The organism is Methyloversatilis sp. XJ19-13 (genome assembly GCF_024580155.1).
GTDB lineage: Bacteria > Pseudomonadota > Gammaproteobacteria > Burkholderiales > Rhodocyclaceae > Methyloversatilis.
This window is the reverse complement of the sequence record NZ_JANINH010000003.1, coordinates 187,246-209,585: the sequence shown is the minus strand read 5'-3', so window position 1 is coordinate 209,585 and position 22,340 is coordinate 187,246. Positions and strand designations below refer to the sequence as shown.

The window sequence follows — 22,340 nt, the reverse complement described above, 5'->3', positions numbered from 1 at the left end:
CGGCGGCGCCGGAACCGGCGTGCCGCACCTTTCATGCAGACCCCACAACGAGGAGGCAGACCATGTCGATTGCCCCCCCCATGCTTCCCCTCTCCCCGGACGAGTTGTCCGAAGCGGAGGCGGCACTGCTGGCAGCGCCCGACAGCGAATACATGTCGGCCGGCCAGCTCGACTTCTTCCGCCAGCGGCTGCGCGCCGAACGTGACGCGCTGCTGCAGTCGGCGCACGACACGACGCAGCACCTGCACGAATTCGAGCGCACGCCGGATCCGTCGGACCGCGCGTCGCTTGAAGAGGACCATTCACTGGAATTGCGCGTGCGCGACCGCGAACGCAAGCATCTGCACACGATAGACGAGGCGCTGGTACGCATCGATGACGGCACCTACGGCTGGTGCGAATTCACTGGCGACCCGATAGGCATCGCCCGCCTGCTCGCCCGCCCGACCGCCACGCTGTCGCTGGAGGCGCAGGAACTGCACGAGCGCAAGCGCAAGATGCGCGGTCGCTAGCGGTCACCTGCCAGGGCGCGATCTGCCCCGGGAAGCGGGAATCGCTCTGTCGATGCTGCGGAGCATACCGCTCCCACAGGCCACAGCTCCGACCAACGGGGTGAGGCCCGGCAGTCAGGAAGCCGGACCGCGCGGCGGGCCAGCCCGTCACCGACCGATCAATGCACCCGGCGGCGCGGCGCGGCGGCGGGGCCGCCACGACCTTCGATTTCGCGGAAGGTGATGCGGCCCTTGCTGAAGTCGTACGGCGACAGTTCAAGCGACACCTTGTCGCCGGCAAGGATGCGGATGTGGTGCTTGCGCATCTTGCCCGAGGTGTAGGCGATGATCTGGTGACCGTTCTCCAGCGTCACGCGAAAGCGCGAATCCGGCAGCACTTCGGTCACGACGCCATTCATGTCTATCAGTTCTTCTTTGGCCATGGGTGAATCTCCAGGTTGAATTGGGTGCGGGCACGCCGACCGCGCGCCGGTGCCGGGGTCTGCCGGATCGATGGCGCGCTGATCAGCGGCGGTCTGCAGGCACACTTGCCCAACAGACAGGTTGAGGCGGATCGTCCGCGCTTTGCCGCATCGAAAGGATTCAGCGCCTGCACGGTGACCGGCGGGTGAGCTCTGCGGACTGGAGCCCGGGGCAATCCCGGAGCGCTGGCGTCCTGCGGCGTCCCTGCCGCGAGTGCCGAAGCAATACACGGCCCTTGCGGGGACGCCGGTTTCAGAGGGTGAAAATCCGGTGGGAACGGAATGCGGATACAACGGGCGGTGTCATGGCCGCGCGACATTCGCCGCCGGCCGATCTACACCGCCCTGTACTATGCCCTGAATCGATGCCTTCTGCAGCGCTTTCTCTCGGATCGCCGACACGCCGCAGGCGCTGGGAGAGGCACAATAGTGTCTCACGGCAGCGCAACAGCAACGACGATGTCGCGCCGTCCCCCCAGGTTTCCTGCGTCTCATCGCACCCTGCCCGCGCCCTGCCACCTCCTGGCGCACGGCCCACTGAATGGACCTTGCCTTGATGATCGAACCCATACTGCTGACTGCCGCGCGCGTATGCACGCTCGAAGGCGCGCGCGTGCTGACCAACGCGAGCGGCTTTTTCTTCGAACGCGACGAACGCCTCTTCCTGGTCACCAGCCGCCACGTGGTGGTCGATGAGCCGAGCAAGCATTTCCCGGACAGCCTCGAGATCGAGCTGCACACCGACTCGTCCAACCTGGCTGAATCCACCGGCTTTTCGATTCCGCTGTACCGCGGCGGCAAGAGCATCTGGCGTCAGGGCCAGGACACGGCGGGCGAAATCGACGTCGCGGTGATCGAGATCGAACGCGAGGCGCTGCCCGCCAAGACGGTCTATCGCGCCTTCACGCCGGCCCATCTTGAGGTCGACGCGCGACAGATCGAGGTCGGCAGCCTGCTGCTGGTGGTCGGTTTCCCGCTCGGCTTTCACGACACGCTGCACCACATGCCGGTGGTGCGCCACGCGGTCATTGCGTCGTCGTTCGGCCTGCGCTTTCAGGGCGAAGGCTATTTTCTGACCGACGCACGCACCCATCGCGGCACCAGCGGCGCTCCGGTGGTGATGCGCGCTCCGGCGGGCAGCGTCGCCAAGGGCGATCTGCCCTGGCAGCTGCTCGGCGTGCACTCGGCCCGGCTCGACGTCGGCACACGCGACCGCAAGCTCGACGAGGCGCTCGGCCTGAACTGCGCCTGGTACGCCGACATCCTGATGACGCTGACCGAAAGCTGACCGGGCCGCCCGGGAACGCGATAGGCGGCACGGGCTCTCACCGGTGTCCGCTGCACCTCGCGGGCGGGCTGATCAGGACTTCCCGGTGCCCGGCATGACCTTGAATACCCTCTTTCGCATGACCCGCCGCCTGCTGCTGCCGCTGCTGGTGTGTGCGGGCGCACCGGCGTGGGCGACCGCGCCGGTCTGGCAGGGCGCCGCCTTCGAAGGCGACCGCGCGACGCTGGAAAAGCTCGCGCAAGCTGGCGCGAGAGTGGTGCGGGTATATCGCGAATCCGATGTGTGGGTGCTCGACGCGGCACACCGGCTGGGTATGAAGGTGGTCATGGGACTGTGGCTTGACCACCCGCGCCACGGCTTCCGGCTGGATGATCCGGCGGCGGTGCGCGCGCAGGAACAGTCGGTGCGCCGCTTCGTCACCCGGTACCGCACCCATCCGGCACTGCTGGCCTGGGGCGTCGGCAACGAGGTGGAAACCGGGGTCGCCGATCCGCAGCCGATCTGGCGGGAGGTGAACAGGCTGGCCGGCATCGTGAAGTCGCTCGACCCCGACCACCCGACGCTGATGGTGGTCGCGGACAACAGCGACGACTGGCTCGCACCGCTCGCCCGCTGTTGCGCCTCAGTGGATCTGCTCGGGCTCAACCTGTACGGCGGCTCGGTATTCCAGCTGCCCGAACGGCTGCGCCGTCTGGGTATCGTGAAGCCAGTCGTGGTGACCGAACTGGGGCCGCTGGGCCAGTGGCAGGCCGGGCGCAAGCCCTGGGGCGCGCCGGTCGAACTGACCAGCAGCCAGAAGGCCGATTTCTTCCGCGACGCGCTGGCCTTTCTGGCCGCCCAGCCACAGGTCGCGGGCGCCTTTCCTTTCCTGTGGGGGGCCAAGCAGGAACAGACCGGCACCTGGCACGGCCTGCTGCTGGCCGACGGCAGCCCGACCGCAATGACCGACGCGCTGTCCGCCGCCTGGGGCCGGCCGGTGACGCAGGCGGCACCGCTGATCCGCGGCATCGGCATCGCGGCCGACGAGTTCTCGCCCGGACAGACGATGTCGGCCGGCGTGGATGCTGCATCCTTCGACGGCTCACCACTCACCACGGTGTGGGAAGTGCGCGCAGAAGCGACCGACCTGCGCGCCGGCGGCGATCACGAAGCCGCGCCACCGCGCATCGACGTCGCGCTGCAGCAGGCCGATGCGCAGAGCGTCCGTTTCACCGCCCCGGCTGCACCCGGCGCCTACCGGCTGTTCATCACCGTGCGCGACCGGCTGGGCAAGGCAGCGACCGCGAACCTGCCGTTCCTTGTGCGTCAGCCGAACGGCGTACGTCAGTAGCGGGTGTGGGCGCTCGGCTCACGGGAGCGGAGGGCTGTGGGAGCGGCGGCCTCGCCGCGATACGGACTCTGCACCTCCACCATCACGGCACTGATCGCGACGGGGACGTCGCTCCCACAGCCCTGCGTTTGCCGCCTCGCCGTGACTCCGGGGGCGCTGCCACACTCCCTGCGCAGAAGGACTGGCCGTGGCGCTGCCCCTGTGGGAGCGGGGGTTTCGGCGAGCACTGCTCTCCGCCCGCAGAACCGCTCGCGCCGGACCGCCCCCACGAAATCGCTTAGCGCATCGCCTGCTCGAGCCACAGGGCGGGTTCTTCCATCGCGGCGACCTGTTCGCGCAATTCGAGAATGCGCGCCTCCCAGTAGCGCGGCGTGTCGAACCACGGAAAGGCGGTCGGGAACGCCGGGTCCTGCCAGCGGCGGGCGATCCAGCCACTGTGGTGGATCAGCCGCAGGGTACGCAGCGCCTCGATCAGCTGCAGCTCGCGCGAATCGAATTCGCAGAATTCCTCGTATCCCGCCAGCACCTTGCCAAGCTGTTCGGCGCGCTCCGCACGTTCGCCGGACAGCAGCATCCACAGGTCCTGGACGGCCGGCGCCATGCGGCTGTCGTCGAAATCGACAAAATGCGGCCCCTGCCCCTCGACCCACAGCATGTTGCCGATGTGGCAATCGCCGTGCGTGCGGATGCGCCGGATGGCGCCGACGCGTTCAAACGCGGCCCGCACGCCGTCGAGCGCCTGTGCGGTGATGCCGCGATAGACGCCTTCCAGCTCCGGCGGCACGAAGTGGTGGTCGAGCACGAAGGCTGCCGGCTCCTCGCCGAAGCTGGCGATGTCGAGCGACGGCCGATGGACATACGGCTGCACCGCGCCGAGTGCATGGATGCGGCCCATGAAGCGGCCGATCCATTCCAGCGTGTCGGCGCGGTCGAATTCGGGCGCCCGCCCGCCGCGGCGTGGAAACACGGCAAAGCGATAGCCGGCATGCGTCATCAGCGTGCTGCCGCACGGCAATTCGAGCGGTGCGACGACCGGAATCTCGTGTGCCGCCAGATCGAGGCAGAAGGCGTGTTCTTCCAGTATGGCGGCGTCACTCCAGCGCGCCGGGCGGTAGAACTTGGCGATCACCGGCGCACCGTCATCGACGCCGACCTGATAGACACGGTTTTCGAAGCTGTTCAGGGCCAGCAGCCGGCCGTCGACCGCGTAGCCGGCGGCTTCCAGTGCATCGAGCACGATTTCGGGGGTGAGCTCCGAGTAGGGTTGCAGCCCGGACTGCACATCGGTATCAGAATCGTTCATCGTGTCTCGTTGAATGAGGGGTGCCGCCTTGAATTCGCGGTCGGCAACCCCTACCCTAGCGCGTTTCCCGCCGCAACTGCGCTCGCTGTGACGTATCAGGTCAAGGAAATCTTCTACACGCTGCAGGGCGAGGGACTGAATGCCGGCCGGGCCGCGGTGTTCTGCCGCTTCGCCGGCTGCAATCTGTGGAGCGGCCGCGAAGCGGACCGCGCCGCTGCGCAGTGCCGCTTCTGCGACACCGACTTCGTCGGCACCGACGGCACGCTGGGCGGCCGCCACGAGCAGGCCGACACGCTGGCCGACGTGATCGCCACCTGCTGGAGCGGCGTCGGCGGCCCTCGTCTGGTCGTGCTGACCGGTGGCGAGCCGCTGCTGCAGCTCGATGCCGCGCTGATTGACGCCCTGCATGCGCGCGACTTCGAAATCGCCGTCGAAACCAATGGCACGCTGGCGGCACCCGACGGCATCGACTGGATCTGCGTCAGCCCGAAAGCCGGCAACGACGTGGTGCTGCGCCATGGCGACGAGCTGAAGGTGGTCGTGCCGCAGGCCGGGCTGGATCTTGCTGCGATGGAACGCTGGGATTTCCGGCACTTCCTGGTGCAGCCGATGGACAATGCGGCAGCAGCCGACAATCGCCGCTGGGCGATCGACTGGTGCATGCACCATCCGCGCTGGCGGCTGAGCCACCAGACACACAAGGCGCTGGGCATCCGCTGATCGACGCCGTAGCCACGGCCATCCGCTTGCGCAGCGTCCTGTGGTGAATCCATGCACCGCGTTTTCCTTCAATCCTGATTTCCCTCACCTTTCAAAGATGGTCGTCGAACTCAGTCAGCGCTTCTACTTCGAAGCCGCACACACCCTGCGCCGCAAGGTCGATACCGACAGCAGCCTGCGCATCCACGGCCACACCTATCATGCCGAAGTGATGCTGCGCGGCGAGCCCGACCCGGTCAGCGGCATGCTGGTCGATCTGGCGCTGCTGCGTGCGGCACTGGCCGGCGTGCGCGATGCGCTCGACCACCGCTTTCTGGATGAAGTCGCCGGCCTCGGCCCGGCCACACTGGAAAACCTGTGCCAGTTCATCTGGCGCGCGCTGGCGCCGCAATTGCCGCAACTGGCGCGCGTCACCGTGGAGCGTCAGGCCTCGGGCGACAAGTGCGCGCTGTGCGCGGCTTGAGTCAGCGGATATCGTGCCGCGATGCATTGCGGTGCGTGCTGTGTGCGATCAGTCTGCTCGCCGGCGCGGCTGCGCACGCGCTGGCGCCCGACTTCGACGCTGTGCGCGATGCCTGGCGCCCGTCGGAAGCGCGTCTGCTCGATCGTCACGGTGAGCCGCTGGCCGAAGTGCGGGTCGACTTCGACGAACGGCGCCTCGACTGGGTCAGCGCCCGTGCGTTGTCTCAGCCCCTGGTGCGTGCGCTGCTGGTGGCCGAGGACAAGCGCTTTCTGCAGCACGACGGCGTGGACTGGCAGGCGCTGGCCGGAGCCACCTGGGACAACCTGTGGCGCGCGCTGGAAGGCCGTCGGCCGCGCGGCGCGTCGACCCTGACCATGCAGCTGGCCGGCCTGATCGACCCGGCGCTGCGCCTGCAGGGCACCCGGCGCAGCGTCGGCCAGAAGTGGGATCAGGCAGCCGCGGCGCGCCAGATCGAGCGGCGCTGGAACAAGGCGCAGATACTCGAGGCGTATTTCAATCTGGCCCCGTTCCGCAGCGAACTGCGCGGCATCGGCGCCGCCTCGCGCGGTCTGTTCGGCAAGGATCCGGACACGGTCGATGCGGTGGAGGCAGTGCTGCTGGCCGCGCTTCTGCGCGGTCCGAATGCGTCGGCCGAGAAGGTCGCGATGCGTGCCTGCGCGGTGGCCAGGCGACTCGACCCGGCGCCGGACTGCCGCGACATCCAGACGCGTGCCGACGCCGTTCTGTCGCAGCGTTACCGCATCGAGCCGCGCTGGCAGGACGCCACCGCGCTGGCGCGCCGGCTGCTGCGCGAACCCGGCGAACAGCGCCCGACCACGCTGGACGCCCGCCTGCAGCGACGCGCCCTGCAGGCGCTGGGTGCCAACCGCGACGACACCTCCGTGGTCGTGCTCGACAACCTGACCGGTGAGGTGCGTGTCTGGGGCGGCGGGCCGGACACTGCCGACACCGTGCTGCAGCGACAGCCGGCCGGCAGCGCATTGCAGCCCTTCATGTATGGCATGGCGATCGAGCAGCGCTGGCTGACGGCGGCTTCGGTGCTCGACGACAGCCCGGCCTTCGTCACGCTGCCGCTGCCGCCAGGCTTGCCCGATGGCGAGCCGCGCGGCGCCGTCAGCGTGCGTGGCGCACTGGGCCTCGGCGCCGACATTCCTGCGCTGCGCGTGCGCGCGCTGATCGGCGACGATGCGCTGGACGCCACCCTGCAGGCGCACGGCCTGGCGGCCGTGTCGAAGGGCGGTACGCGCGCCAGTCTGATCGAGCTGGCAAATGCCTACCGCACGTTTGCCAGTGCCGGCCTGTGGAGCGCCTGGCGGCTCGAACCGGTCACTGCGGCTGACGTGCTTCCCGCGTCGCCGGCGCAACGACTGTGGTCGCCGGCCGCGGCGTGGATCGTCGGCGACCTGCTGACGGTGCGTCCGACCGAAGGCGAACCGGCGCTGCGGCCGTGGGCGGCAATGATGAATGGCCGTTCAGCCGACCGCTCGGTCTGGTGGTCGGTCGGATTCACGCGTCACTACACGGTGGCGCTGCGCGCGCAGCGACCGGTCGCCGCCACATGGCTGGCGCTGATCGACGCGCTGGACGGACCTTCGTTCGAGCCGGCGTTCGAGCGCCCGGGCGCGCCGCCTGGCGTGGAGCGGGTACGCGTGCAGTTCGAGCCGGCGATCGAACCGGCCCGCGACGAGTACTTCCTGCCCGGCACCCAGCAGGCTTTCGTCGATGCCGCCGTGCGCGACGTGGCCGGCCGACCGCGCATCGTGCTGCCGAAGAGTGGCGTGAAGCTGGTCAGCGCGGGCCTGCCGGCCGGCCGCCAGACCCTGCTGTTCGAGGCCCGTCCGCCGCTGCCGGGGCTGGTCTGGCTGATCAATGGCGAACGCCTGCCTGCGGTCGAAGGGCGCGCGCTGTGGAGCCCGCGCCCCGGCCGGCATCGGCTGGCGTTGCTCGACGCCGCCGGCCTGCAGGTCGAATCGATGGAGTTCGAGGTGCGGCTGGACGAGTCCGCTCCGCCAACCTCGGCGCCCTGATCACAGCGTATGGCTGCGATCGCCGCGCGCGAAGCCAGTGAGCGGCGATGCAATGCCGCGCGTCATGCAGATCACCTTGAACAGTTCGCCCATTTCAGCCGGCGAGGTGAGCTGGTTCACTTCTGCGTTGCGCTTCGCACGTGCCAGCGGTTCCGGTTCATCCGACAGCAGCGCAGGCAGGCCACAGTTGAGCAGGAAGCTCGCTTGCGAGGTGTAGCCGGCGAGCGACAGTCCGGCATCGAATGCGCTCTGCGCCACCGCGGTGAAGTCGACATGGGCCGTGATGTCGCACAGGCCGGGCATCCACATCGGATCGGCGTGCGCGTGGTGGCGGTAGTGGCACATCAGCGTGCCGGTGCTGCGGTCGGGATGGTAGTACTCGGCCTGCGGGAAGCCGTAGTCGATCAGCAGCAGCGCACCGCGATCGATGCGCCGCGCCCACTCGGCCACCCAGGCGCGACCGGCCAGGCCCAGTTCGGTCTCGTAGCCGGGCGGCAGGCCAAGCGCGCGCGCGGCATCGGCAATCGCGGGCGGGGCGACGCGCCAGCTCGGCACGATCTGCCCGTCACCATCGAGGACGATGCCGGCTTCCTCGATGCCCTGGACCGTGGTGCGGACGCGCTCGACCGGCAGGGCATCGAGCAGTTCGTTGCCGAACACCACACCGCTGAAGCGCTCGGGCAGCGTATCCAGCCATTCGACACGTCCCGCCAGTGCCGGCACTTCGCGCTCGATCAGCGCACGCTGGCGCGCGCGCAGATCGGCCGACAATTCCAGGATGCGGTAACTTTCGGGGGGGCAGCCGATGCGATCGAGCGCGCGCAGCAGATCGGCGGCGAGCCGGCCACTGCCGGCGCCGGCTTCCAGCAGGTGGGGCGCCGACAACTGCATCAACTCGGCAAGCTGGATCGCCAGACAGCGCCCGAACAGCGGCGACAGCTCGGGCGCGGTGACGAAATCACCGCCGCTGCCGAACTTTTGCAGCGCACCGCTGTAATAGCCGAGGCCGGGCGCATAAAGCGCGAGCGCCATGTAGCGGCTGAACGGCATCCATCCGCTGCCGGCGATTTCGGCCCCGATCAGCGCCTGCAGTCGGGCGCTGTGGCCAAGGGCATCGGCGTCGGGAGGGGGCAGATGCAGGGGCAGGGACATAGGGGCAATGGTTTGGGCGGGCTGCGCATGATGCGGCAACTGACGGGCGCGGCACAATCGGGCAGGACAACATGAACCATGAACGGGTAGTCTTGATCACCGGCGCGGCGCGACGGGTCGGCGCGCAGACCGCGCGTACCTTGCATGGTGCAGGCTGGCGGGTGGTGATCCACCATCACCGCTCCACCGGCGAGGCCCATGCGCTGGTCGAATCGCTGAATGCGCTGCGCCCCGGCAGCGCCGCCGGGCTGGCGGCCGATCTGCTGGATACCGACGGTCTGCCGCCATTGGTGACTGCGGCCACTGCGCTGTGGGGCCGGCTCGATGCGCTGGTGAACAATGCGTCGAGCTTCTTCCCGACGCAGATCGGCAGCATGACCGCGCAGGACTGGGACAGCCTGGTCGGCAGCAACTTCAAGGCGCCGCTGTTCCTGGCCCAGGCCGCCGCGCCGGAATTGCGGGCGCGCGGCGGCTGCATCGTCAACATCGCCGACATCCACGCCGAACGTCCGCTCGCCGGCTACGCGCTGTACAGCGCGTCGAAAGGTGCGCTGGCCACGCTGACGCGGGCGCTTGCGATCGAACTGGCGCCGCAGGTCAGGGTGAATGGGGTGGCGCCGGGACCGATACAATGGCCGGATGATCCGTTGTTCGACGCAACTGAACGCGCGCGCATCGTCGAACACACCCTGCTCAAACGCGAAGGCTGCCCACAGGACATTGCGCGTACGGTACGCTTCCTGATTGAGGACGCGCCGTACATCACCGGTCAGATCATCGCGGTGGATGGTGGGCGCAGCGCACATCTGTGACGCATGCGGCAGCCATCTGGATGATTGCCGCCCAAAAGCCGGACAGATCAGGCGCGCATTTGTAAAATGCGTTTACAGTCGTTCGCCACTCCGGCCACCCATGACCTCCCAACAAAAATCTCTTTGCGTGCTGTTCGCCGACGTGTCGGGCAGTACCCGACTGTACGAAAAGCTCGGGGATGCCGAGGCCCTTCGTGCCGTCGAACGTTGCCTGAACCGTATCCGACGGGTGATCGACAGCCATGGCGGAAAGGTCATCAAGACCATCGGTGACGAAGTCATGACGACGTTTCCGACCGCCGACGAAGGCATCCAGGCCGCCTGCGAAATGCAGCACCGCATCACGGACCTGCCGCCGGTATCGGGCGTCAAGCTGGCGATCCGTGTCGGCTTCCATTACGGACCGGCGATCGAGGAAAACGACGACGTATTCGGCGATACGGTCAATACCGCAGCCCGCATGGCCGGACTGGCACAGGCCGGGCAGGTGATCACGACCGCCGAAACCCTGTCGTCGCTGACCCTTTCGCTTGCCCCGGCGGTACGTGAAATCGACGCGCTGACCGTCAAGGGCAAGGCAGAGGACGTGCGGGTGTGCGAAGTGCTGTGGCAGGAAGGCGCCGACCTCACGATGAAGGCGTCGAGCACCGCACCGCTGTACGTGATGGCGCGTCTGTTCGTGAAGTACCGCGAAATGGAGCGCACGCTGGATCCGACGCAGGGCCCGCTCACGCTCGGTCGGGACATGGGCAACGAGGTGGTCATCAAGGATCAGCGGGCCTCACGCAATCATGCCCGCATCGAGCGCCGGCGCGACAAGTTCGTGCTGATCGATCAGAGCACCAACGGCACCTTCCTGCGCATCGAAGGCGAAAACGAAGTCATCCTGAAGCGCGAGGAAATGATCCTGCGCGGACACGGCACCATCGGCTTCGGCCACAGCGCGATGGAACAGGGCATCGACCTGATGCAGTTCGAGGTGCTGGGCTGACCGGCGTGCCGCCGGACGGCGTCAGATGCTGATCCGCTTCAGCAGCTCCGGATCGCGCACCACGGCCTCGCGCCTTGCCGGTGCAGCGTCCAGCAGCGCAGCCGGTGGCAGCGTTTCCAGCCGTGCAAGCACCGACGGCTCCCGGCACGCCGCCTCGAATTCCAGCGCCACCGCCTCCGGGCTGCTCGACACGATGCGCAGGCAGTTGCGGCCGAGCTTGCGCGACAAGGGCAGCAGGATGCCGGCCTGCACGTTCTGACTGGTCTCGGCCAGTCCGCCCGACATGTCGGCGTTCAGCGCGGCACCCGCCGCGTCCATGCGCAGCACTTCGGTGCCGAGCACCGCCCGCATCGACGCAATTTCGCGCAGCAGCGCCTGCGCTGTGTCCGGACCCGGAAGTCCGGCGATGTCCAGCCTGACCTTGCGACCGGCAAAGTGGAAGTGGCTCAGGAAGAAATCGCGGCTGAATTGCTCGCCGACCCGCTTTCCGATGTCGGCCAGCGCCTTTTCTTCCGACGCCCAGCTGGCACCTTCCGGAATCTCGGTATTCAGATAGACCTCTTCACCAGTCTTGCGGTCGGTGCAGCGGACGGTCCACGAGGTGAGCACCACCTTTTCTATGGTCAGTCCGGACGCCGCCAGCCTGGCGCTCAGTCGCTTGAAGCGCACTTCGCCGTCAATGCTGAAGTCGGCCACCTGCGGGCTACCCGCATCGTCGTTCCAGGTGCGGAAGCCAAAACCCTGCACATGCTGCTTCAACATGTTTTCGGCCAGCGGCGAACGCAGCGCAGGGGCGGACGGGTCACCGTCGGCCCAGCGCGATGACACGGCGACCGAAACCTTCGGATCACCGTTGTTGCGGATGAAATCGACCCGCTCGTCTTCCGACATCTGGTTCAACGACTTCTGCACCTGACGAACGCGCACTGCGGCACGCACGGTGCCTGCCATCAGACCGTCCTTGCCCAGCTCGGGCGGCGCCTCCTCGAGCACCGCCTGGATGAAATCACCGCTGCGACCCAGCAGCTTGTCCTGCAGCAGTGCGTAATGGCTGTTGACCGACTTCGGATCGACGAACAGGGCGACCGCCTTTTCCAGGATCTGGCGCCGCGCGTCGTCGCGCAGTGCGCCCGCCAGCGCAACCTGATCGTTGGCGAAGCGCGGGTCACTCGGGTCGGCCAGCCCGATGGCGCTGATCACCGTGACGCCGGGGTCGAGCGCAAGTTCCGGTGGCGCAGGCTGCGCAGGTGCCGGCACGGGCGCAGCGGCGGGCACGGCGACTTCGATGGCGGCGGTCGGCGCCGGTGCGTCGGCAGCCGGTTGCAGTGCGAACCAGACCCCTGCGCTCACGGCGACCAACGCTGCCGCAGCGATCGCGAAGGGCAGCGGTCCGCGACGCGCGGGCGTATTGACGGGGTGGGCGCGGGGCGGCGACCCGACGGCCGGCGCCCGATCGACCGGCGTTGGCGTTGGCGTTGGCGTTGGCGTTGGCGTTGGCGTAGCAAGCGTCGCATCCGCCTGCGTCACGAGCGTGGCTTCATCGTCGTCCGCCAGGTTCACGACGGTGGCGTCATCGTCGGCGGACGCGACGAGCGCCGCATCGAGTGCTGCGCGGAATGACGCGGCATCCTGAAAGCGGTCGTCCGGACGTTTGGCGAGCGCCTTGCGCACCACGGTATCGAGTCGGGCATTGACGTGAACGTTGAGCACCGAAGGCCAGGTCGGATCTTCCTTCAGCACCTTGTGCATGATGGTGGTCAGCGCGCCGGTGAAGGGCTTTTCGCCGGTCAGCAGCTGATACAGCACGACGCCTGCGGAAAACAGGTCACTGCGGCCATCGACCGTCTGCCCCATGAATTGCTCGGGCGACATGTAGGACGGCGTGCCGATGACCGTGCCGGTCTGGGTGAGATTCGACGATTCGATCCGCGCGACACCGAAGTCCGCCACCTTCACCGTGTTGTCGGCCAGCAGGATGATGTTCGCCGGCTTGATGTCGCGGTGGGTGACGCCATGGCGGTGGGCATGCCCCAATGCGTCGAGCAACTGCCCCATGAGCTGTCCGACCATGGGCAGCGGAATGCGCTCGTCGGCTTCGAACAGATCCTTCAGTTCGCGGCCCTGCACGAACTCCATCGCGATAAAGGCCGTGCCGTCTTCGGCTTCACCATACTCGTAGATGGCGACGACATTCGGGTGATTGAGCCGTCCGGCCGCCTGCGCCTCGCGTTTGAAGCGCGCGATCACCTCGTCGGCTTCGCTGCGCTCCAGCTGCTCGCGCTTGAGCGTCTTGATGGCGACCCGGCGGTCGATGACCGGGTCGCGTCCTTCGTAGACGATGCCCATGGCACCCTGACCGAGCTCGCGCAGGATGTCGTACTTGCCCAGTCTGGCTGGAAGACTCACGGTTTGTGCTCCGGCAGCGGAATGCTTGCTTGTACTTCGCGTCGCTTACTTGTACTTCGCGTCGCTTACTTGTACTTCGCGTCGATTTCCCAGACCGATTTCTGCACCAGCCGCTGCACCATGCCGTCCAGCGTGATGCCACCTTCCTGGCTGCTCGACACACCGAGTATGGAGGTGCCCTTGGCCCCGACTTCCATTTTCTCTTCGGTATAGCCCTGCGCGAGCTGTTCGGTGGTGTTTGCGTCGATGATCTTGTAGCGCATGCCGATGATCCACACGCCGGAGGCGGCGGCGGTCTCGACCGATCCGACCGCTTCGCCCGCGGCGTAGCTGCCGCGGCTGCCGCCGAGAATGCCGATGATGTTGCCGATGGCCCGGCCGCTGATGCCCTCCTTCGCGGCAGCGACCTGCTCGGCCTTCAGGATGTCAAATTTCACGACGTACTTGGTCGTCTTCAGCTTGCCCTTCTGCAGCATCTTGCGCGCCGAGTCGGGGTCGCCCATCGAGTAGGCCAGCTGGAACTCCCCCAGCAGCGGACCGAGATCGGACCGCTCGAGCACCTTGAAATTGGCCTGCGACAGTTCGAGTTCGCCGAAATCGGCGATATTGTTGGACGCGAACTTCTGCGTGAAGGTCGCGTTATTGCTCTTGATCTCTCCCGGCACGACGATGACGGTCGGCCCCTTCTTGTTCTTGTTGCTGTACTCGACAGCCTTGTACATCGCCTTGTCGGCGCTTTCGTTGGCCTTGTCGGAAGTGCTGGTACCGGCCGTCGGCGAAGCGCTCTCGAAGGTCGGTTGTGCGAAAGCCGGCGCCCCGATGCAGGCAAGTGCGACTGCGAGTGCCATCCTGTGGCGCAACATCCCGTGGTTGATAGTCATGACATCCCTTTCATTTGGTCATCCCGATCGATTGCACGCCGGTTCTGCGCCGGCTGGAGATGCTCGGGCCCCAAGGCCCTTGCCCCGGTGTGGACTGCCTATTTTCGTTTTTTCCCGCTGCTCGATGCCGCATTCGCGCAATAGCCGCCCAACAGCGTGTTCACCACGCCGTCGGCCTTTTCTTCCACCAGCGTGCCTGCCATGGCCAGCGTGTCGCTGCCCGAATACGACTCGGCCGATGCCTGGGCATCGGACAGCAACGTACCGTCGGGCTTCATCAGCGCGAAGGCGATCGTCACGTAGACCTCGGGAATGCGGACCACCGGATTCAGCATCGAGCGCGAGGCGATCGTGCCGCGCAGGATCAACTGGGCGCCCATCTTTTTCGAGGCGGCCAGCGCTGCATCGGGATCGTTGCGGAAGTAGGCGTCCACCTCCGCCTGGGCGATGTGGGCGGTGATTTCCTGCTGGGAATAGGTGCGGATGCCCTGCCTGAGCAGGCGCTTGTTGATCGAATTGAAGTGCGGGCTGTAGCGGGCCTGGCTGGCGGTGATGCCCTCGCCGGTGCGCTCGCCCATGACGATCATGATCTTCCTGCGTTTCAGTTCGTCGAGGCAGCCCGCCGGGAGCGACAGCGCGGTATGCGATGCGGCGTTGCGTTCTTCCTCGGCGCGCGCGTCTTTCTCGGCTTCATCGGAAAAACTGAATGCTGCTGCCATCGACGCGGCGGCAAAGAGCGTCACGCCACACAGCAGCCGGATGCCTCCATTGCGATAACGCAGCACGACATACCCCGACAGTCGAACACCGCCGGACTATAGCAAAAGGAAATCGCGCCGCAGCCCCTCCTTGCGGCACGATTCACGGCGGGTTGTTGCATAAGCCACAACCGCCGGTGCCGTGGTTGCGGCACCGGTAACACGGATGTCAGGCCTTGACGCATTCCGCGATGAAGGACTTTCGTTCTTCGCCCTTGAGCGCCTTGTCGGTGGCTTCGGTGCGGCACTGTTTCTTGCGCTCCTTGAGCGCGCTGGCCTCGTCTGCAGTCAGCGTCGGTTTCGCGGCAGAACCCGACGACAGGCAGCCGCTCATGAAGCTGCGGCGTTCGTCACCCTTGAGGGCCTTTTCCTTCGCTTCGGCATTGCAGGCTTTCATCTTCTCCTGCTGAGGCCCCGCGATGGCGGCAGTCGACGAGACAAGCAGCAGGACGGCTGACAGGGCAGTCAGCGCCGGGGACAAGCGGTATGCGGACATGATGTAGCTCCTCACGACAACAATGAATGAATATGCGGATCGACTAGCAAAGGCCAGTCGATCCGCATGATATTCGCATGTCATCGAACAGGGAAGTTCTGTTTCAGCCCTCGTCGCCACCGAGCGCACGACGCTGACGCTCGACGAACTCGAGCGTCGAGTCGATGCCGCGGAAGCGCAGGATCGTGACGCGTACGGCCGCTTCGACCAGCACGGCCAGATTGCGTCCGGCCGCCACCGGTATGACGACCTTGCGTATCTTCACACCGAGGATATCCATCACCTCGTTGTCGAGCGGCATGCGCGTGGCTTCAGGCAGACCGGTCACCTGCTTCTGCAGGTGCACGACCAGCTGCAGCTTCATTTTCCGCCGACAGGCGGTTTCGCCGAATACGGTGCGGATGTTCAGCACGCCCAACCCGCGGACCTCGAGAAAGTCCTTCAGCAGTTCGGGGCAGCGCCCTTCGAGCACGGTGGGTGCGATGCGCGAGATTTCCACGCAGTCATCGGCAACCAGCCCGTGACCGCGCGAAATCAGTTCGAGTGCAAGTTCGCTCTTGCCGACGCCGGAATCACCGGTGATCAGCACCCCCATGCCCAGCACGTCCATCGATACGCCGTGCAATGTGGTCTGGTCGGCCAGTTCGCGCGCGAGATAGGCGCGCACCTGGTCGATGACCGAGGCTGCACTGCGTTGCGTGGTGATCAGGGGAATGCCGTGTTCGGCGCAGCCGGCGCGGATGGTTGCCGGCGGCTGCGCGCCGTCGGCGACGATGAAGGCGGGCGGATGGGCTTCGAGCAGCGCGCCGACGATATCCTCGACCTTGCGCGGACTGACATTCTCGACCCACAGGATTTCCGGCACGCCGATGACCTGGATGCGCCGGATGTGAATGGTATTGAGATGGCCCACCAGATCGGCGGGAGACAGGCCGATCTGGTCGGCAACGATCAGTGTGTTGCCGTCGCCGCACTGCCACTGCAGGCGAAGACGGTCGCGATTGTCCTCAAACAGCCGCGCGACGCTGAGCTTCCGCATGCACCGGTTGCCAGGTGGTGAAAAGAGTGTGGATGGCAGCGGCGTCGGCTGCCTGAAGCAGCTGCTCGCGAAATGTCTTGTCTGCAAACATTTGTGCCAGCTCGGACAATATCTGCAGATGCAGCTCGGTTGCCTGTTCGGGCACCAGCAGCACAAACAGCAGATTGACCGGTCGACCGTCCGGCGCATCGAAGGCGACCGGCGTATCCAGCCGCACGAACCCGCCGATGGCTTCCTTCAGACCCTTGATGCGGCCATGCGGGATTGCAACCCCCTGACCGAGGCCGGTGGAGCCGAGCTTTTCCCGCGCGAACAGGCTGTCGAACACCTGGCTGCGGGCAATACCCTGGTGGTTCTCGAACAGCAGGCCGGCCTGTTCGAACACACGTTTCTTGCTGCTGGCCTCAAGGCCGATACAGACATTCGAAACGGGCAACAGCTTGGCGATGAGCGTCATGTCAGGGGCTACTCCGAACACGCGGCGGGCGCGATCACCGGATTAACGGAAACCGCGCCGTGAAGTTGATTGCACTGCAACAAGACGTAGGATTATACGCTCGTGACAGGCAGCAATCGTGTCATTCTGCCGCTTGGTGCTTGACCGACTCGCGCGTGTGCTCGTTCGATTTTTCCTTGTGTTTGAGCACCTGGCGATCGAGTTTGTCCATCAGGTTGTCAAGGGTGGCGTACATGTCTTCACTTTCCGCTTCGACAAAGATGTCGCGGCCTCGCACGTGCAACGTGACTTCCGCCTTCTGTCGCAACTTTTCGACTGTCAGAATCACGGAAACGCTTGTTACGTGGTCGAAATGGCGGATCACGCGTTCGAGCTTCGACTCGATGTAGTCGCGGATCGGCTGTGTCACTTCAAGATGATGGCCGGTGATGGTGAGGTTCATGCTGCCTCCTGTCGTTGCGGGACGGAATATGCGGGACGATCCGGGCGTTCATCATTGAACGCGTTAGATCGCCTTGCGCACGCTGACCGGCGGGATGTTGAGCGATTCGCGGTATTTGGCGATGGTGCGCCGCGCAACCACGATGCCCTGCTGACCCAGTATTTCCGCGATACGCGAGTCCGACAACGGACGTTTGGCATCCTCGGCACCCACCAACTGGCGGATGAGTGCGCGGATTGCGGTGGCTGAGCAGGCCCCGCCGCTTTCGGTTGCCACATGGCTGCCGAAAAAATATTTCAGTTCGAACAGACCGCGCGTCGTCGCCATGTACTTCTGCGACGTCACGCGGGAAATGGTCGATTCATGCAGTTCGAGCGTCTCTGCGATCTCGCGCAGCGTGAGCGGCCGCATCGCGACTTCGCCGAATTCGAAGAACTGGCGCTGGCGCTCGACGATGGCCTGCGATACACGCAGGATGGTGTCGAAGCGCTGCTGGACATTCTTGATCAGCCACTTGGCCTCCTGCAGCTGGCCGGACAGGCCGCTGCCGCGCTGGCCCTGCAGGATTTCCGCATACAGCCGGTTGATGCGCAGACGCGGCATGGCATCCGGATTGAGCAATGCCGTCCATTGGCCGCGCACCTTGCGCACCACCACATCGGGCACGATGTATCGCGCATCGATCGGCGCAAACTGGGCGCCCGGACGCGGATTGAGCGAACGGATCAGGGTCTGTGCGGCACGCAGCAGTTCTTCGTCGCAACCCACTGCGCGGCGGATCTTGGCGAAGTCGCGTGCGGCCAGCAGATCGATGTGCTGGTCGATGATGACGCGTGCGAGCGTCGACACTTCGTCGGTCGCCAGAAAGTTGAGCTGCATCAGCAGGCATTCGCGCGGGTCACGCGCCGCCACGCCGGGCGGGTCGAAGTTCTGCAACTGGCGCAGCGCGATCGACAGGTCGTCGAGGTCGATATCGGCCTCTTCCGGCAGCAGCTCGACCAGTTCGTCCAGACCCTGGTTCAGGTAGCCGTCATCATCGAGCGCTTCGATCAGCAGGCGGATCAGATAGCGGTCGCGCTCGCTCATCTGCGACAGCGCAAGCTGGCCGCACAGGTGGTCCCTCAGTGATGTGCCTGCCGCCTGCACGTCCTGGTAGTCGCCGTCGTCATCGTCGCCACCACTGCGCGTCCCGTAATTGCCGCCTTCGCCCGACCATTCGTCCATGTCGGCACTGCCCGTGCCCTCCGGGGCACGCTCGTCTGCGCTGGCCTGGGTGCTTTCCTGCGGCGCGTCACGCACCTCGGTCACGCTCTCGGGCGGCGGCTGGAAGCTGGCGGTGGCATCGGGCTCGTCACGCTCGAGCATCGGATTCTCATCGAGGAAACGTTCGATTTCCTGATTGAATTCGATGGTCGACAGCTGCAATAGCCGGATCGACTGTTGCAGCTGCGGTGTCAGCGCAAGATGCTGGGAAAGTTTGAGTTGCAGCGACTGCTTCATGGTGTGCAAATTTCGGCGGGCTACAGGCGGAAATGCTCGCCCAGATAGACCTTCCTGACACTTTCGTTATACACGATTTCGTCCGGCCGGCCGCTCGCCAGCACCTCGCCTTCGTTGATGATGTAAGCCCGGTCACAGATACCCAGCGTTTCCCGCACATTGTGGTCGGTGATCAGCACGCCGATGCCGCGCTCCTTCAGGAAGCGGATGGTTTTCTGGATGTCGATCACTGCAATCGGGTCCACACCGGCGAATGGTTCGTCCAGCAATATGAAGCGCGGCGACGTGGCCAGTGCGCGGGCAATCTCGACACGCCGCCGCTCGCCGCCCGACAGCGCCACGGCCGCGCTCTTGCGAAGGTGGGCAATGCCAAGTTCGCCCAGCAGCTCCTCGAGCCGCTTCGCGCGCACGCCTGCATCCTTCTCATTCAGTTCCAGGATGGCGAGGATGTTTTCCTCGACGTCCAGCTTGCGGAACACCGAATTCTCCTGCGGCAGGTACGACAGGCCCTGATGCGCCCGCCGGTGAATCGGCAAGTGCGTCAGCCGCTCGCCATCGAGGTGGATCTCGCCGCCGTCGGCCGTGACCAAGCCGACGATCATGTAGAAACAGGTCGTCTTGCCGGCACCGTTCGGTCCCAGCAGTCCGATCACTTCGCCGCTGCCAACCTCGAAGGACACATCCTTCACGACCGGGCGCGATTTGTATTTCTTGCGCAGCCGCTCCACCTTGAGCCGGCTGACACTCCGGTTTTCAGTCATCGTCGTCGGGTTGTTCGCGCAGTACCTTGCGTATGCTATCGGCAGAAAAACCGCGCGATTGAAGAAATCTGGCCTGCCGCGCCCAGGCCTTTGCATCCTGCGGCGCGGCATCGAACCTGCGCGCCCATACGGCACGGGCGCGGACCGTTTCATCCTCTTCCAGTGATGCCAACGCGGCACCAGCGTCATCTTCCGGCACACCACGGAGTTTCAGTTCGTGCTGCAGGCGACGCGCACCGAAGCGGGTCGCACGTGACGACACGAATTGTTCCGCAAAACGTGCATCCGAAACGAGGCCACATTCCTCGAAACGGGTCAGCAGAGCCGAGATATCGTCCTGGTTGCCGTCCTCCGACAGTTTTCGAACCAGTTCGGCGCGACTGTGATCACGCCGCGCGAGCAGGCGCAGGGCCTTCTCGCGCAGGCTTGCACTCACGCAGCCTCTTCCCGTCCGGTGACCACGACACTCATTTCCGGCATGCCGCAGGCGACGCGCACCTTGTTCTCGATCTCGCGTGCCATGACCGGATTGGCGCGCAGGAACTCGCGTACGTTGTCCTTGCCCTGGCCGATGCGCTCGGTGCCGTAGGAATACCAGGCGCCCGACTTTTCGACGAACTTGTGCAGCACGCCCAGCTCGATGATTTCGCCTTCGCGCGAAATGCCCTCGCCGTACAGGATGTCGAATTCGGTCTGCTTGAACGGCGGCGCGACCTTGTTCTTCACCACCTTGACGCGGGTCTCCGAGCCAATCACTTCTTCGCCCTTCTTGATCGCGCCGATGCGGCGGATGTCGAGACGGACCGAGGCGTAGAACTTCAGCGCATTGCCGCCCGTGGTGGTTTCCGGGTTGCCGAACATGACGCCGATCTTCATCCGGATCTGGTTGATGAAGATGACCATCGTGTTGGTGCGCTTGATGCTCGCCGTCAGCTTGCGCAGCGCCTGACTCATCAGGCGGGCCTGCAGGCCGGGCAGCGAATCACCCATTTCGCCCTCGATTTCGGCCTTCGGCGTCAGCGCGGCGACCGAGTCGATGACGATCACGTCCACACCGCCGGAACGCACCAGCATGTCGACGATTTCCAGTGCCTGCTCGCCGGTGTCGGGCTGGGAAATCAGCAGGTCGCTGACATTGACGCCGAGCTTGCCGGCGTACTGCACGTCGAGCGCGTGTTCGGCGTCGATGAAGGCCGCCGTGCCGCCGATCTTCTGCATTTCGGCGATGACCTGCAGCGTCAGTGTGGTCTTGCCTGATGATTCCGGACCGTAGATTTCGACCACGCGCCCGCGCGGCAAACCGCCGATTCCGAGCGCGATGTCCAATCCGAGCGAACCGGTCGATACGGCCTGGATGTCGTTTTCGAGCTGGCCGTCGCTCATGCGCATGATCGAGCCCTTGCCGAACTGCTTCTCAATCTGGGCCAGCGCTGCCGCGAGCGCCTTGGCCTTGCTGTCGTCCATGCGGGAATCCTTTCGTTTGCTTTAAGTCGATTATGGCACAGTTCTTGCCATGTGCTTTCAGGTCTGTACTGCCTGCAAAGACAGCAGCACAGTCAGTGTATGACGTACGGATAGTCGGCGCACGGTTTCCCGGTCACCATCGAAATGACGCGTTTCGCTGCGCTCGACACCGCCCTTCACCGCCCAGCCGAAGCACACCGTGCCGACCGGTTTACCCGATGTCGCACCACCCGGACCGGCAATGCCGGTCACCGACAGCGCGATCGTTGCAGCCGAGCGGGCCAGCGCGCCGCGCACCATGGCCAGCGCGACCGGTTCGCTGACTGCGCCGTGCGCGGCCAGCAATTCGACCGGCACATCGAGCAGGCGCTGCTTGGCGGCGTTCGAGTAGGTCACGAAACCGCAGTCGAACCAGCCCGAACTGCCGGCGGTGGCGGTCAGCACTTCAGCCACCCAGCCTCCGGTGCACGATTCCGCGCTGACGATGACATGCCCGGACGTGCGGCAGGCGGCGCCTACCGCGTCCGACAGCGCAGCGAATTCCTCGTCCATCATGCAAAACGCTCCAGCAGCAGCTTGCCCAGCGCCAGCGACACCATGGCGAACAGGGCCGCAATCAGGTCGTCCAGCATGACACCGAAGCCGTTCTTCATGTGGATATCGACCCAGCGTGCCGGCGGCGGCTTGAAGATATCGAACAGGCGGAACGCGAAGAAGGCCGCAAGCTGCCAGAAGAAGTCGGGCGGCGTCACCCACAGCACCAGCCAGAAGGCGACGATTTCGTCCCATACGATGGCGCCGTGGTCGGGCACGCCGAGGTCGCGGCCGGTGCGCTGACAGGCGAGCGAACCGATGATGAAGGCGATCAACAGAAAAACACCGAAGGCGGCGTCGGAAAACGACGGCTTGATCAGCAGATACAGGGGCCAGGCCGCCAGAGTGCCCCAGGTGCCGGACGCAAACGGCACCAGACCGCTGCCGAAGCCGCAGGCCAGCATGTGGGCCGGATGGGCCAGAAAGCGGAAGCCGGGCGGGACGGAGGTCTTGATCATCGCT

Annotated in this window: 24 protein-coding genes; 8 read left to right on the top strand and 16 right to left on the bottom strand. The window is 65.7% G+C overall.

Annotated features, from left to right (window positions below; translation table 11 throughout):
• The first annotated feature begins 62 nt into the window (after positions 1 to 62).
• Complete coding sequence (gene dksA, locus NMQ14_RS05610; RefSeq protein ID WP_373457180.1) at positions 63 to 512, top strand: RNA polymerase-binding protein DksA; 450 nt, start codon at positions 63 to 65, stop codon at positions 510 to 512.
• A gap of 158 nt (positions 513 to 670) precedes the next feature.
• Here the strand turns inward: dksA and infA are convergent, their stop codons facing one another.
• Positions 671 to 934: a translation initiation factor IF-1 gene (gene infA, locus NMQ14_RS05605; RefSeq protein WP_069038651.1), complete on the bottom strand. Its 264-nt coding sequence runs from the start codon at positions 932 to 934 to the stop codon at positions 671 to 673.
• Positions 935 to 1,529: 595 nt separating this feature from the next.
• Between infA and NMQ14_RS05600 the strand changes: the two genes are divergently transcribed.
• Together NMQ14_RS05600 and NMQ14_RS05595 are read left to right on the top strand one after the other, a co-directional pair.
• A complete protein-coding gene (locus tag NMQ14_RS05600) occupies positions 1,530 to 2,261 on the top strand; it encodes a serine protease (RefSeq protein ID WP_257094231.1) in 732 nt (243 codons plus the stop codon).
• 94 nt (positions 2,262 to 2,355) lie between these two features.
• Positions 2,356 to 3,591 (top strand): glycoside hydrolase family 2 TIM barrel-domain containing protein, encoded by a 1,236-nt coding sequence (locus tag NMQ14_RS05595; RefSeq protein ID WP_257094229.1) that lies wholly within the window; start codon positions 2,356 to 2,358, stop codon positions 3,589 to 3,591.
• 277 nt (positions 3,592 to 3,868) lie between these two features.
• Here NMQ14_RS05595 and NMQ14_RS05590 read toward each other — a convergent pair whose 3' ends face one another.
• Positions 3,869 to 4,894: a serine/threonine protein kinase gene (locus NMQ14_RS05590; RefSeq protein WP_257094227.1), complete on the bottom strand. Its 1,026-nt coding sequence runs from the start codon at positions 4,892 to 4,894 to the stop codon at positions 3,869 to 3,871.
• 87 nt (positions 4,895 to 4,981) lie between these two features.
• Here NMQ14_RS05590 and queE point away from each other — a divergent pair, with 87 nt between their 5' ends.
• From queE to NMQ14_RS05575, 3 genes are all read left to right on the top strand, one after another.
• Entirely contained in the window at positions 4,982 to 5,614 is a 633-nt protein-coding gene (gene queE, locus NMQ14_RS05585; protein WP_257094225.1) for a 7-carboxy-7-deazaguanine synthase, read from the top strand.
• A gap of 97 nt (positions 5,615 to 5,711) precedes the next feature.
• Positions 5,712 to 6,077: a 6-carboxytetrahydropterin synthase gene (locus tag NMQ14_RS05580; protein ID WP_257094223.1), complete on the top strand. Its 366-nt coding sequence runs from the start codon at positions 5,712 to 5,714 to the stop codon at positions 6,075 to 6,077.
• 35 nt (positions 6,078 to 6,112) lie between these two features.
• On the top strand, positions 6,113 to 8,125 hold the full coding sequence (locus NMQ14_RS05575) for a transglycosylase domain-containing protein (RefSeq protein ID WP_257094221.1): 2,013 nt from the start codon (positions 6,113 to 6,115) through the stop codon (positions 8,123 to 8,125).
• Here the strand turns inward: NMQ14_RS05575 and NMQ14_RS05570 are convergent, their stop codons facing one another.
• Positions 8,126 to 9,265, bottom strand: coding sequence for a class I SAM-dependent methyltransferase (locus tag NMQ14_RS05570; RefSeq protein WP_257094516.1), 1,140 nt, complete (start codon positions 9,263 to 9,265; stop codon positions 8,126 to 8,128).
• An 83-nt stretch (positions 9,266 to 9,348) separates the two neighbouring features.
• On the opposite strand from NMQ14_RS05570, the gene NMQ14_RS05565 reads away from it, so the two are divergent.
• Positions 9,349 to 10,089 (top strand): pteridine reductase, encoded by a 741-nt coding sequence (locus NMQ14_RS05565; RefSeq protein WP_257094218.1) that lies wholly within the window; start codon positions 9,349 to 9,351, stop codon positions 10,087 to 10,089.
• Positions 10,090 to 10,189: 100 nt separating this feature from the next.
• Complete coding sequence (locus NMQ14_RS05560) at positions 10,190 to 11,080, top strand: adenylate/guanylate cyclase domain-containing protein (RefSeq protein WP_257094216.1); 891 nt, start codon at positions 10,190 to 10,192, stop codon at positions 11,078 to 11,080.
• A 21-nt stretch (positions 11,081 to 11,101) separates the two neighbouring features.
• On the opposite strand, the gene NMQ14_RS05555 is transcribed toward NMQ14_RS05560, so the two are convergent.
• From NMQ14_RS05555 to NMQ14_RS05495, 13 genes are all read right to left on the bottom strand, one after another.
• Positions 11,102 to 13,486 (bottom strand): serine/threonine-protein kinase, encoded by a 2,385-nt coding sequence (locus tag NMQ14_RS05555; protein ID WP_257094214.1) that lies wholly within the window; start codon positions 13,484 to 13,486, stop codon positions 11,102 to 11,104.
• 65 nt (positions 13,487 to 13,551) lie between these two features.
• Positions 13,552 to 14,367 (bottom strand): hypothetical protein, encoded by an 816-nt coding sequence (locus NMQ14_RS05550; RefSeq protein ID WP_257094212.1) that lies wholly within the window; start codon positions 14,365 to 14,367, stop codon positions 13,552 to 13,554.
• Positions 14,368 to 14,465: 98 nt separating this feature from the next.
• Entirely contained in the window at positions 14,466 to 15,152 is a 687-nt protein-coding gene (locus tag NMQ14_RS05545) for a hypothetical protein (protein WP_257094209.1), read from the bottom strand.
• Between the two features lie 142 nt (positions 15,153 to 15,294).
• Positions 15,295 to 15,621 (bottom strand): PsiF family protein, encoded by a 327-nt coding sequence (locus tag NMQ14_RS05540; RefSeq protein ID WP_257094207.1) that lies wholly within the window; start codon positions 15,619 to 15,621, stop codon positions 15,295 to 15,297.
• Between the two features lie 103 nt (positions 15,622 to 15,724).
• A complete protein-coding gene (hprK, locus tag NMQ14_RS05535) occupies positions 15,725 to 16,660 on the bottom strand; it encodes an HPr(Ser) kinase/phosphatase (protein ID WP_257094206.1) in 936 nt (311 codons plus the stop codon).
• Positions 16,629 to 17,117, bottom strand: coding sequence for a PTS IIA-like nitrogen regulatory protein PtsN (gene ptsN, locus NMQ14_RS05530; RefSeq protein ID WP_257078947.1), 489 nt, complete (start codon positions 17,115 to 17,117; stop codon positions 16,629 to 16,631). Before ptsN ends, hprK begins: the two co-directional genes overlap by 32 nt.
• Before the next feature lie 121 nt (positions 17,118 to 17,238).
• Positions 17,239 to 17,559: a ribosome hibernation-promoting factor, HPF/YfiA family gene (hpf, locus tag NMQ14_RS05525; RefSeq protein ID WP_069038663.1), complete on the bottom strand. Its 321-nt coding sequence runs from the start codon at positions 17,557 to 17,559 to the stop codon at positions 17,239 to 17,241.
• Between the two features lie 63 nt (positions 17,560 to 17,622).
• Positions 17,623 to 19,059, bottom strand: coding sequence for an RNA polymerase factor sigma-54 (locus NMQ14_RS05520; protein WP_257094203.1), 1,437 nt, complete (start codon positions 19,057 to 19,059; stop codon positions 17,623 to 17,625).
• A gap of 20 nt (positions 19,060 to 19,079) precedes the next feature.
• A complete protein-coding gene (gene lptB, locus NMQ14_RS05515) occupies positions 19,080 to 19,820 on the bottom strand; it encodes an LPS export ABC transporter ATP-binding protein (RefSeq protein WP_257094201.1) in 741 nt (246 codons plus the stop codon).
• Positions 19,813 to 20,256, bottom strand: coding sequence for a recombination regulator RecX (gene recX, locus NMQ14_RS05510; RefSeq protein ID WP_257094199.1), 444 nt, complete (start codon positions 20,254 to 20,256; stop codon positions 19,813 to 19,815). The genes lptB and recX overlap by 8 nt, the downstream gene beginning before the upstream one ends.
• Positions 20,253 to 21,284: a recombinase RecA gene (gene recA, locus NMQ14_RS05505; protein ID WP_257094197.1), complete on the bottom strand. Its 1,032-nt coding sequence runs from the start codon at positions 21,282 to 21,284 to the stop codon at positions 20,253 to 20,255. Before recA ends, recX begins: the two co-directional genes overlap by 4 nt.
• 57 nt (positions 21,285 to 21,341) lie before the next feature.
• Complete coding sequence (locus NMQ14_RS05500; protein WP_257094514.1) at positions 21,342 to 21,836, bottom strand: CinA family protein; 495 nt, start codon at positions 21,834 to 21,836, stop codon at positions 21,342 to 21,344.
• Positions 21,836 to 22,282 (bottom strand): phosphatidylglycerophosphatase A, encoded by a 447-nt coding sequence (locus tag NMQ14_RS05495; protein WP_257094512.1) that lies wholly within the window; start codon positions 22,280 to 22,282, stop codon positions 21,836 to 21,838. The genes NMQ14_RS05500 and NMQ14_RS05495 overlap by 1 nt, the downstream gene beginning before the upstream one ends.
• Positions 22,283 to 22,340 lie beyond the last annotated feature (58 nt).

What these genes read in the sequence shown, in the direction of transcription:
- NMQ14_RS05590 (WP_257094227.1), bottom strand. Translation starts at nt 4,894, where the DNA reads ATGAACGATTCTGATACCGATGTGCAGTCCGGGCTGCAACCCTACTCG.
- NMQ14_RS05550 (WP_257094212.1), bottom strand. Translation starts at nt 14,367, where the DNA reads ATGACTATCAACCACGGGATGTTGCGCCACAGGATGGCACTCGCAGTC.
- NMQ14_RS05580 (WP_257094223.1), top strand. Translation starts at nt 5,712, where the DNA reads ATGGTCGTCGAACTCAGTCAGCGCTTCTACTTCGAAGCCGCACACACC.
- dksA (WP_373457180.1), top strand. Translation starts at nt 63, where the DNA reads ATGTCGATTGCCCCCCCCATGCTTCCCCTCTCCCCGGACGAGTTGTCC.
- hpf (WP_069038663.1), bottom strand. Translation starts at nt 17,559, where the DNA reads ATGAACCTCACCATCACCGGCCATCATCTTGAAGTGACACAGCCGATC.
- NMQ14_RS05600 (WP_257094231.1), top strand. Translation starts at nt 1,530, where the DNA reads ATGATCGAACCCATACTGCTGACTGCCGCGCGCGTATGCACGCTCGAA.
- lptB (WP_257094201.1), bottom strand. Translation starts at nt 19,820, where the DNA reads ATGACTGAAAACCGGAGTGTCAGCCGGCTCAAGGTGGAGCGGCTGCGC.
- NMQ14_RS05495 (WP_257094512.1), bottom strand. Translation starts at nt 22,282, where the DNA reads ATGCTGGCCTGCGGCTTCGGCAGCGGTCTGGTGCCGTTTGCGTCCGGC.
- NMQ14_RS05500 (WP_257094514.1), bottom strand. Translation starts at nt 21,836, where the DNA reads ATGGACGAGGAATTCGCTGCGCTGTCGGACGCGGTAGGCGCCGCCTGC.
- NMQ14_RS05595 (WP_257094229.1), top strand. Translation starts at nt 2,356, where the DNA reads ATGACCTTGAATACCCTCTTTCGCATGACCCGCCGCCTGCTGCTGCCG.
- NMQ14_RS05540 (WP_257094207.1), bottom strand. Translation starts at nt 15,621, where the DNA reads ATGTCCGCATACCGCTTGTCCCCGGCGCTGACTGCCCTGTCAGCCGTC.
- recA (WP_257094197.1), bottom strand. Translation starts at nt 21,284, where the DNA reads ATGGACGACAGCAAGGCCAAGGCGCTCGCGGCAGCGCTGGCCCAGATT.
- NMQ14_RS05520 (WP_257094203.1), bottom strand. Translation starts at nt 19,059, where the DNA reads ATGAAGCAGTCGCTGCAACTCAAACTTTCCCAGCATCTTGCGCTGACA.
- NMQ14_RS05565 (WP_257094218.1), top strand. Translation starts at nt 9,349, where the DNA reads ATGAACCATGAACGGGTAGTCTTGATCACCGGCGCGGCGCGACGGGTC.
- hprK (WP_257094206.1), bottom strand. Translation starts at nt 16,660, where the DNA reads ATGCGGAAGCTCAGCGTCGCGCGGCTGTTTGAGGACAATCGCGACCGT.
- ptsN (WP_257078947.1), bottom strand. Translation starts at nt 17,117, where the DNA reads ATGACGCTCATCGCCAAGCTGTTGCCCGTTTCGAATGTCTGTATCGGC.
- infA (WP_069038651.1), bottom strand. Translation starts at nt 934, where the DNA reads ATGGCCAAAGAAGAACTGATAGACATGAATGGCGTCGTGACCGAAGTG.
- NMQ14_RS05560 (WP_257094216.1), top strand. Translation starts at nt 10,190, where the DNA reads ATGACCTCCCAACAAAAATCTCTTTGCGTGCTGTTCGCCGACGTGTCG.